Annotated in this window: 7 protein-coding genes; 2 read left to right on the forward strand and 5 right to left on the reverse strand. The window is 45.1% G+C overall.

Features of this window, described 5'->3' with window-relative positions; genetic code table 11:
- Positions 1 to 104: 104 nt before the first annotated feature.
- From L3C95_RS18960 to L3C95_RS18970, 3 genes are all read right to left on the reverse strand, one after another.
- On the reverse strand, positions 105 to 1,763 hold the full coding sequence (locus L3C95_RS18960) for a trypsin-like peptidase domain-containing protein (RefSeq protein WP_236389993.1): 1,659 nt from the start codon (positions 1,761 to 1,763) through the stop codon (positions 105 to 107).
- Positions 1,764 to 1,914: 151 nt separating this feature from the next.
- Entirely contained in the window at positions 1,915 to 2,487 is a 573-nt protein-coding gene (locus L3C95_RS18965; RefSeq protein ID WP_236390000.1) for a DUF417 family protein, read from the reverse strand.
- A 125-nt stretch (positions 2,488 to 2,612) separates the two neighbouring features.
- The gene (locus tag L3C95_RS18970; RefSeq protein ID WP_236390002.1) at positions 2,613 to 3,467 is read right to left on the reverse strand and encodes a helix-turn-helix domain-containing protein; all 855 of its coding nucleotides are present in this window, start codon (positions 3,465 to 3,467) and stop codon (positions 2,613 to 2,615) included.
- A gap of 148 nt (positions 3,468 to 3,615) precedes the next feature.
- Here L3C95_RS18970 and L3C95_RS18975 point away from each other — a divergent pair, with 148 nt between their 5' ends.
- Positions 3,616 to 4,797, forward strand: coding sequence for an ATP-binding protein (locus tag L3C95_RS18975; protein ID WP_236390004.1), 1,182 nt, complete (start codon positions 3,616 to 3,618; stop codon positions 4,795 to 4,797).
- Positions 4,794 to 6,779, forward strand: coding sequence for an ATP-binding protein (locus tag L3C95_RS18980; RefSeq protein WP_236390006.1), 1,986 nt, complete (start codon positions 4,794 to 4,796; stop codon positions 6,777 to 6,779). The genes L3C95_RS18975 and L3C95_RS18980 overlap by 4 nt, the downstream gene beginning before the upstream one ends.
- Positions 6,780 to 6,861: 82 nt before the next feature.
- Here L3C95_RS18980 and L3C95_RS18985 read toward each other — a convergent pair whose 3' ends face one another.
- Both L3C95_RS18985 and L3C95_RS18990 read right to left on the reverse strand, forming a co-directional pair.
- Positions 6,862 to 8,691: an OmpA family protein gene (locus L3C95_RS18985; protein ID WP_236390008.1), complete on the reverse strand. Its 1,830-nt coding sequence runs from the start codon at positions 8,689 to 8,691 to the stop codon at positions 6,862 to 6,864.
- Positions 8,692 to 8,708: 17 nt separating this feature from the next.
- Positions 8,709 to 9,677, reverse strand: coding sequence for a type IX secretion system membrane protein PorP/SprF (locus tag L3C95_RS18990; RefSeq protein ID WP_236390009.1), 969 nt, complete (start codon positions 9,675 to 9,677; stop codon positions 8,709 to 8,711).
- Between the last annotated feature and the right edge of the window lie 9 nt (positions 9,678 to 9,686).

Raw genomic sequence — 9,686 nt, forward strand, 5'->3', positions numbered from 1 at the left:
TTATTCTACAATCGGGTTATCTGTGGTAATATAAAACTTTCTGTTGACTAAATCATGATGCAGCAGCAATCACATTGCTATTGCTGTGATCACTGCTGCCATTATCAACTGTTTCTCCGGTAAAGATTGCTTATGATAAACTGTTTTACGATGGCTGCCGGAATCACCAGGCTACTTGTCCGTGAAAACCGCGCAATATTGATCCCGTAAAACTGTCCGAGCATATCAAACACGGGACCTCCGCATTGTTCGGGCCTGAGAATAGCATCATGTGAGAACACGCTTTCAAAGCCGTCCCTTCTGCTACTCTTTCCTCCCGGGAACATCTCAGCAGGATGACTGGCCGGTTGCTGAGGACGGGTACCCAGCACAATCTCTTTGGTATATACAGTTCCATTATGCTGACCTTCAAAAACAATCTTGTCGCCTGCCCAATATTGAGATAGCTCCCGGCCATAGTCTTCCGCCTTTCGAATTGGAACACGATTGATACTTAACACCAGGTCTCCTGCCTGCAGGCCACTTTCTCCGGCGGGTGAACCTGGCTGCACGATCGTCAGTACAAGCGGCCCGTCTGTAGGCGCTATCGCAGCTCCCAGAAATGCAAAGCTGGTCATCCGGGGCAACGAGAATTCCTTACTTCCCAATACACTTGCAATGCCCATCGTATCAGGCTGGGGAGACAGCAGGAATTCACCCGGATGATCCGGCGCCTGTATACTTTGCCGGAGCGTAATACCTTTCTTCAATGGAGAGGCTAATTCCAGCCATACCAGGTCCGTACTTCGGTCCCGGCATCTGACAGTAGCTTTCAACTGTTTATTGTTCACGATAACAAAGGGGGCTTCTCCTACCGCTGAACTCTTGCTGATGATGGCCGATTGTCCGCGTACAGAAAACAGCGTGCCGAGTATTGTTTGCTGCACTCCATCCACCCTGCTGATGACTTTCAGGCTTAAGCCGTTATATGCTGTCGTCTTCAATGCTGCGTTCATATCTTCCAGCTCCGGAACAGTCAGCAAGCTGGCAGCCAGCGGGTCTGGCATCAACGTATCTGCTGCTGCCGGAAATTGGGTGTAATGTTCCGCTTTATTCAGGGCAGTCCAGTATTTCCTGTAGAGATCAACCGGCACCTCATAGTTGATGCTTTCGCTTATATCCACTGCGCTATGCAGGCCGATGACGCGCCCCATGTAATCAAATAGCGGACCTCCGGAATCACCCGGCTCCATGATACAGGACGACTGTACGAAACCCTTGTCGTTCCTAACTTGTGTAATACGACCAAAACGCACCGCCGGTAATGGCTGGTTCAGACTTTCAGGGTAAGCAATGCTGATACAGGGTTCATTGACTTTCAGGTCTGCCGACCTGCCCATGGCTGCAAATGTCCACTCTCCGCTACTGATGATCTTCATCATTGCCACATCAGGCAGGATGGGCGTTTCCGGAAAGTTGATTTTCCCTAAGGCAAGGGCAATCGCGGCCTTCCCATCAGGGAAAGTGACCTTATAGGTTTTGCCCGGAATAGTGGTATGGGCAACCGTCAGGATATGCCCTTCGCGGGTGACTACCACACCGCTGAACTGAGCGCTCATTTGCTGATTCGAGACGGTGTCATATCCCCAGATCCTTACACTGGCGGGATAGGCTTTTTCAATGGCAGCGTGAATAATGGGAGGTAATGTTTCGGCAATACGTTGGCTGTAGCTATCCCCTGCAAGTAGTAGCAGGAGGATAACAAATAGTTGGTTTTTTCTCATTTTAACAGACCGGTTTTTATAACCGGCAGATAAAGATAAATTTCCAGCCGTTAAGTATACAAAGTTTTCAATAGAGGAGTTGCTTATTCACATAAAAGGGCATTCCGCTTTCAGCGGAACGCCCTTTTACTTTTTGTCAGTCACTATATTATCAATGTGCCGTTTTTTGCCGGTGCAAATAGATCTTCGCTGATTCAGCTGCTGTTATAAGCGCGCCGCCGAGAATAACGATGTCCTTGATGACCAGCCTTCCACGTCCGGACAGATAAGGGAATCCCCACTCACGATCTGTCAGATGCGGCACCCAGCTTTCGGGAGTCGTTACCAGGAAGGAAAGCGTACCCAGTGTCATGATAAAGATCAATATACTACCTATCATACTGGCAAATGGCGCTACTTTATATAATGCCACCAGTACTCCTAAAGTGACCAGCATGATACCCAATCCCGTTGAGAACCCATATGTATTGTTCTCAATATGCCACTGATGATTTTCAGGGACCAGTTCACCTTCTTTATTTATATGGCTTTTATATTCGCTGGGATGGTTGTAAAAGAATGACATGAATGGACTATTGGCCACAAACGGCGTAATACCATCCGCCTCATAGGTGAAAAATTTCAATCCGCCTATCCAGAGAAAAACGACCACAATACCAAAACGTACCGCCTTTTTACCAAATTGATCCAGGTTAGCTATCAACCTTACAAATGAATTTTTCATGATCTGTGTGTTTAGTGTTGTTTTGCCTTTGATGATGTAAAGGTAGATACACCTGTCACAGCAGAACATGGACGATACAGTCCTTCACTTGGACAAATCTGCCGGGCATACAGATACGAGAAATATCATTTGGGCAGGTCGGCTACGATGGAGATGCCTGTCTTTTGCCGGAAGGTCTGGGGAGATACCTTCGTAAACTTTTTAAAAAAGCGGCTGAAATAGAACTCATCGCTGAACTGTAGCGCATAAGCTATCTCCTTAATACTACGGCGTGTCAGATGCAGCTGTTTCTTCGCTTCCAGGATCAGGCGCTCCTGTATCATGGCGGAGGGGGACTTCTTAAAGTACCTGGTACAGCGCTTAGTGAAATTGTTGGGGGACATTGCTAACATCTCCGCATAATCGGAGGGTTTATGCAGGGTGAGGTAGTGCTGTTCCAACAGCTCCCTGAACTCTTCCATCTGCTCATCTTTCTCCCGCGGGTCCTGCTTATTAGCTACTGACTTCAGCTTGATACTGCTGGATTTCGCGAGCAGTAATTGTAAGTAGCCCCTCATCACAATTTCGTCACAGCCGGAGGTGTCAAATTCTGCGGTTAACTCAGCCAGCAGGTTCTTAAAACTTGCTGTTTCCCGTTCGTCCAGGTTTACGGAAGGCGTTATATAGATGTTGTTGAACAATAATCCATTGCAGGCAACCTGCGCCTTGTGGTATTCTATGCAGTAAAAGTCGCTATGGAACTGCAGCATGGTCAGGTCACAGGGCTGGCTCCGTTCTATATAGATCAGCTGTAAAGGTGTGGAGAATAGCAGCACAGGGCCTTTAAAAGGGAAAGTACCAAAATCGGCATGATAAAGCCCCTCTCCTTCAGGGATGAAAACGACGGTGTACTCAGAGAATTGAGCAGGGCTGGCGAGGCAGTCCGGATCGGTGTTCAGGCTGAGCAGCGTTTCATTGGAGGAGGAACAAAGTCTTTTCATGATGATTAATAGCTAGGCAGGGGCAAAAATAAGGAAGTTGGGGTAGTGTCTGCTTAGGGCAGATTAACTGAAAGATGACAATAAATTTATTGCTATCTTTTTTGACAATAAAAACATTGTCAATATATTTGACAAAAGTTCCATTGTTATGAAAAATTTAATTGGCCTTCCGGTAAGAGGAAATCGTTTCTATCAACGTGACCGTGAAATAGCGAGGATATCAAAAGCATTAATAGACAACAACATACACCTTATGGCGCCCAGGAGAGTAGGAAAGACCTCCATACTATGGTATTTGTTTGACAACCGTGTTGCAGGGAGACATTACGTATTTGTAGACACAGAAAGCATTGCAGATGCGTCGCAATTTTATAAAAAGCTTCTGGAAGTTATTTTGAACGACCCTAACATTAAAAAGTCACTATCCAATAAACTTAAGGCTGGTGTCAAGACTACCGGCAGCAAATTCTTCCGAATAGTAAAGAGCATTAAAATATTGAATACAGGGATAGAATTCAATCATGATGAGAGCACCCGGGACTATTATGAAGAATTCAGAAACTTTCTGATCGATTATTGTGCAACGGAAGACACGCCCCTGGTGTTGTTGCTTGATGAATTTCCCCAAACCATTGAGAACATGAAGAAAAAGGATGCAGACGCGGCTACTCTTTTCCTTCTGGGAAAACGTGCGATTCGAATAGATCCCGTGATCTCTCAAAAAGTCAGGTTTATATATACAGGCTCAATCGGCCTTAATCAGGTAGTGTATTCTATGGGCGCTTCAGCTACTATTAATGATCTGAATCCTCTTGAATTAGAGCCTCTGACAGAAGATGAGGCCATCGACTTCCTCAGGAAATCATTGCCCGGTAAAGTTATTCATGACAGTGTCGTGGATATATTGAGAAAATCGTTGCAGTGGTATATACCTTTTCATATTCAACTGATTGCCCTGGAAATTCTTAGAACATGTGGTAGTCAGCCCGTGGTTACAGAAGAGATTATCGAAAATGCTATCGAAGGATTGTTAAGTTTGAGATATAAAAGCCATTTTGAGCACTACTACGTTCGTCTAAAGGCACATTTTAAAGGAGATGCATTCAGATATGCAGACTTGTTATTGAAACAACTGGCTGAAAAACAGATCCTTACTTCGAAAGATACTTTGGAGTTGGCAATAGCATGTCAACAGGAAGAAGATTATAGACTCATAATTGAAAATCTGATGTATGAGGGATATATACATTGCGATTATAAACAACGTATTTACTTCTTTAATTCTCCTATCCTGAAGCGATGGTGGGAGCGATTTATTTGTAAGTTATGAGCATTTTTCTTTACAATCCTGATCGGAAAGGTAAACAGGAGTTTATATCGGAGTTCGTTATCAGGACGGAAACATTTGAGCAGATATTCAGGGATATCAAATCCGGTAAGATGGTCACCCCAGAGCAGCATTATCTGCTGTTCGGCCAGCGGGGTGCAGGCAAAACCACACTGCTCCTCCGGTTAAAGTATGCTGTTGAAGATCATCCTGCATTATCCAAATGGCTACTCCCTGTCATGTTTAATGAGGAACAATACAACATAGGCGCACTTGGGGATCTCTGGGAAAGGATTGCTGAATATCTGGAAGACCATTATAACTTCACCGGCATTACCGGTGAAATGGAACCTCTTGCTCAACAGGATGGCTTTGAAGGAGCGGCATTCAAGATACTGATCAGGCATCTCGATAAACACAAAAAGAAAATACTACTGCTCGTAGACAATATTGGCCAGTTGCTCGCCAAATTCGAAGAACTGGAAGTGAGACGATTGAGGGAAGTATTACAAACAATTCCACATTTCAGACTGGTAGGAGCATCTCCAATAATAATGGATTCGGTATTTGATTATCAGCAGCCATTTTTTGAGTTCTTTAAAATGATAGAGCTTCAGGGACTGACCAATGAAGAAAGTGTGGCGCTGTTACGGCAATTGGCAATTGTTCATCATCAAGAGGAAAAAATTGAGCGCATTATCGACAATATGCCTTCCCGCATCTCTACTATCAGAACATTATCAGGAGGCATACCTAGAACAATGTCTTTGTTATTCCAGATCTTCGTCGACAATGAACATGGAGCAGCCCTGAGTGATCTCGAAAAAGTACTGGATGCGGTAACACCACTTTACAAACACCGGATGGATGATCTTCCCGCACAGCAGCAAAAAATCGTTGATGCCGTGGCATTACACTGGGAAGCTATCAGCGTAAAAGACCTGACCAAACAAGTAAGATTGGATAGCAAACTTATATCAGCCCAGCTCAGACAACTTGAAAAAAACCAGGTAATCGAAAAGCGTGCAACTAACACGAAAAACCATATTTACCTGTTAAAGGAAAGATTCTTCAACATCTGGTACCTGATGAGGTACGGGAGAAAACAGGACCGTAACAGAGTGATATGGCTGGTTAAGTTCCTCGAATCGTGGTGTGGTAAAAGCGAAATAGAAAAACGGATACAGGACTATATTAATAAAGCCCAAAATGGCTTACTAGACAAACATACGCTTGAAATTTACGGACAGGTCTATAGCTTTTTTCAGGATATTGACATAGAAACAAGGTATCTGCTTAACGAAAGCATACCTGAACACATTGTGAAAACTACAACATTATCCGAAGACGATTTCTATTATTTACTGAATAAAAAATTGCAGGAAGAAGACTATTCATCCTTTCTGCAAATTGCTCTCAGACGTGATGTATCAGGGCCAGCATCCCGGCAAAGAGCGTTCCTGTATCTTGAGCATCAATTTATAGAGATCATAGCTGATTTTTCCTCAGAAAAAAAGAAGGAATATGTACAATACCTACGTGGTGCTCCTCCCTCCTCCTATTTTTGCCTTACACTTTTTCTTATCTGGGGAGAACACAGTCTTATGAATTCCATTATTTTTCAGGAACCGGAATCAGTGTTGGATATTGCCAACAACCTGATAAATCTGATTCAACAATACAGGTTTGACAAACTTACAGATAAGGAGGAGGAATTCTTTCAACAGATATTTTATACCCTCATAGTAGGTGGGTATTATCAACTTGCTTTAAAAGTCCTTAGGGTGATTCCCATGTCCAAACAAGAACTTGAAATATGGGACAAAGTAATTAACTATATGACATCGAACAACGGTAAAGAGGTCCTTTCTTCTTTTGGCGCAGAGGTGGAGGAATCAATACTTATTTATATAGAATCCATTACAAGTGTCAGAAGATCTATTAAGAAAAAATTTCCGGGATTTTCAGTAGGCAAGCCCGAATAGACAAATCCGCCAGACACTACGCCAGTAAATATTTCAGGAGGCAATCCGATATTCTGATTGCCTCCTGAAGTATGTTTTATTATCACTTCACAATCTTAAACTCAGTCCTCCTGTTCACCTTATGCTCCTCCTCACTACACTGCACCCCATTGGCACAATTATTCAACAACTTCGTCTCACCATACCCTTTCGCCTTCACTCTCGCCTTCGCCACACCTTTCGTCACAAGATAGTTCGTCACCGACACCGCCCGTTTCTGTGACAGCACCAGGTTGAACTGATCACTACCACGGCTGTCTGTATGTGAGCCTACTTCTACAATACTACCCGGACTATCCGCCAGCAGTTTAACCACTCTGTCCAGTAAAAGCTGTGCATCAGGACGGATCTCCGCCTTATTAAAGTCAAAGTAAATATTAGGCAGATTAGGAGAAGAAGGAATGCTGTCTTTCGGCTTTTGCGGTACCGGCACTACCGCCACCGGATTATCCTTAGGATCTATGCCTGTGGGAATAGTTGCAGTACTATCAGCTTTCGCAATAGGTATATCATGGATAGTATCCTTCGCTATATCCGGAACATTTTCATCTGGCAGTGCCGCTATGGCATAGATATCATCACTTCCGATGCCTCCTTCCCTGTTGGACGACAGGTAGGCAATACCTGCTTCCGTCAGACCGAAAGCAAAATCATCCTGCGGAGAATTGAACGGATATCCCATATTCCGGATGGTACCTTTCGTCTTACCGGTATTATCAAGCGCTACGCGATAGATGTCCAGTCCTCCCATACCAATACGGCCATCACTGGCGAAGTAAAGGATGTTGTTCTGGGTTAAAGCCGGACTACGTTCGTTGCCAGGCGTATTCAGCTCTTTCAGGTTCAGGGGCGGTCCCCACACACCTGCTGCAGTTCTGTAACATACATACAGGTCCGTTCCTCCAACGCCTCCCGGCATATTGGAAGCAAAGTAAAGCGCCATACCGTCTTCTGTGATGAATGGATCGCCCACAGAATAAGCTGTTACATTATTATGCGTGAAGGCCAGCGGAGCAGACCAGTTACCGCTTGCATCCTTGCGGCTGCTATAGATCTCTATGTTAACGGTGAGTGCTTTTCCTTTCTCGCGACTGCCCTTGCCGGGAATACGTGTCAGGGTAAAATACGCCTCATTACCATCTTTCGTGAAGCTGGCAGAGCCCACATGATAATCCGTACCTGTTTTTAAAGGGAACAGCTGTACACTGTCACCGTTGCCGGGCTTGTAGAACAGGTGCAGATAGTCATTACCTGTCCAGCCGTTCAACAGCGGATCGGGGGTATTGCGGGTATCAAAATGCAAAAAGAGGGCATGCTTTTTAGGTTGGCGTGCTTTATCTGTAAAACGATCAGAAGTAAAGACCATACCACCCTGGTAAGGTACCGCACTCCAGTCCGACTTTGCAGAGTTCAGCAGCTTATAGTTGTCGATCTTCAGAGGGGCGGGCGCTTTCATCCAGCTGATGGCGGAGTCGCAGGAAGCGATCCACACATCTTTCTGTTCTTTTGCTATAGTCTTGTCGGCAGTTGCAAATTTCTGGTATTGTGCTTTCGCTTCAGCATACTTTGAATTGTTCTGTAATGCCCTGGCGTAGAACAGCAGGTTCTCAGGTTTACTACCCGGCATACCTGTAGCAATAGCATACCAGTGTTCCGCCTGCGGATAGTTATTATTCAGCCGGTAACAATCTCCCAGGCGTTCTGCGGCATGTAAAGTGGCTTTCTTGTTATAGGCCTGTTCGTAAAGGCTGATCGCTTCCGCGTATTTAAAAACTTCATATTGCTTATCAGCCTCCTTAATGACATACTGCGCCATTGAATTAAGGGAAGAAAACAATAAACACAGACTAAGCGCGTAATGTATCTTTTTCATGTCAGTATAGGATGCTTTTAGAATACCCTTGGCGTAGCCATTCTGATATTTTGTTTATTGAATGTGAACCCGACAGATATTTCGTGTGTGCCACCGCTATAGCTCTGCAAGGGGCCTACAGAAAAATCATAAGCATATCCCACACGCAGATTAGGTATGGGGAATATTTCCACCGCAGCTACAGCCGCGTTACGGTACATCAGGTTCTTCTGCAGATAACTCTTGTCATACATCTTCACGCCCGTGCGGTAAGAACCGCCTACCCATACGATATCCCTGAAGAGGATGAAGGCATTCAGGTCCAGGCTGGTAGGTCCGCCCCGGTCATCCTTGAGGAGAAAGGAAGGTTTCAGCTGGATGTCTTCATTTACCGGCAACAACATACCTGCAGTTAAGTAGTAATGCAGTTTGGTTTGCGGGAGCCAGGTGAAACGTCCGGTATTCTTAAATGCCTGTACCACCAGGTTATCTACCGAGAAGCCGGCATAGTACTTATCGTTGGAAAAGAAAATACCCGCCCTCGCATCGGGTGTGAGCCTGCGCAGGCCTGCCGGCATGTCCGTTTCGGGATCGTTGGGGTTGAGTGTAGACCCGTTGATGCCTGATTGCAGGATACCGGCACTTAAACCGATGGCAAGCCGGGAGCTGCCATTAGCGTTCATACGAATGCGGTACGCATAACTTGCGTAGGCCGACAGGTTATCCTGCGAACCTAATTTGTCGCTTGCCACCTGCAGCGCCAACCCTACATTACCATCATTCGCAATGGCATCTACTGCCAGCGAAAAACTTTTCGGAGCACCTTCAATACCTGTCCACTGATTACGGTAAAAGGCGTGCAGGTTGAGTGCTTCCTTATAACCGGCATAAGCGGGATTGATATAGATGCCGTTGAACATATACTGGCTGTACTGCGCGTCCTGCTGGGCGTTGACAGTATGTCCCAGTGATGTTATTAATCCGGCTATCAGCAATATTCTTTTCATAGTATAGAG

Origin of the sequence: Chitinophaga filiformis (assembly GCF_021646545.1) — a bacterium.
Taxonomy (GTDB): Bacteria; Bacteroidota; Bacteroidia; order Chitinophagales; family Chitinophagaceae; genus Chitinophaga; species Chitinophaga filiformis_A.

Bases quoted from the DNA above. Each gene is read 5' to 3' on its own strand.
- L3C95_RS18990 (WP_236390009.1), bottom strand. From the start codon at position 9,677: ATGAAAAGAATATTGCTGATAGCCGGATTAATAACATCACTGGGACAT.
- L3C95_RS18975 (WP_236390004.1), top strand. From the start codon at position 3,616: ATGAAAAATTTAATTGGCCTTCCGGTAAGAGGAAATCGTTTCTATCAA.
- L3C95_RS18980 (WP_236390006.1), top strand. From the start codon at position 4,794: ATGAGCATTTTTCTTTACAATCCTGATCGGAAAGGTAAACAGGAGTTT.
- L3C95_RS18985 (WP_236390008.1), bottom strand. From the start codon at position 8,691: ATGAAAAAGATACATTACGCGCTTAGTCTGTGTTTATTGTTTTCTTCC.
- L3C95_RS18970 (WP_236390002.1), bottom strand. From the start codon at position 3,467: ATGAAAAGACTTTGTTCCTCCTCCAATGAAACGCTGCTCAGCCTGAAC.
- L3C95_RS18960 (WP_236389993.1), bottom strand. From the start codon at position 1,763: ATGAGAAAAAACCAACTATTTGTTATCCTCCTGCTACTACTTGCAGGG.
- L3C95_RS18965 (WP_236390000.1), bottom strand. From the start codon at position 2,487: ATGAAAAATTCATTTGTAAGGTTGATAGCTAACCTGGATCAATTTGGT.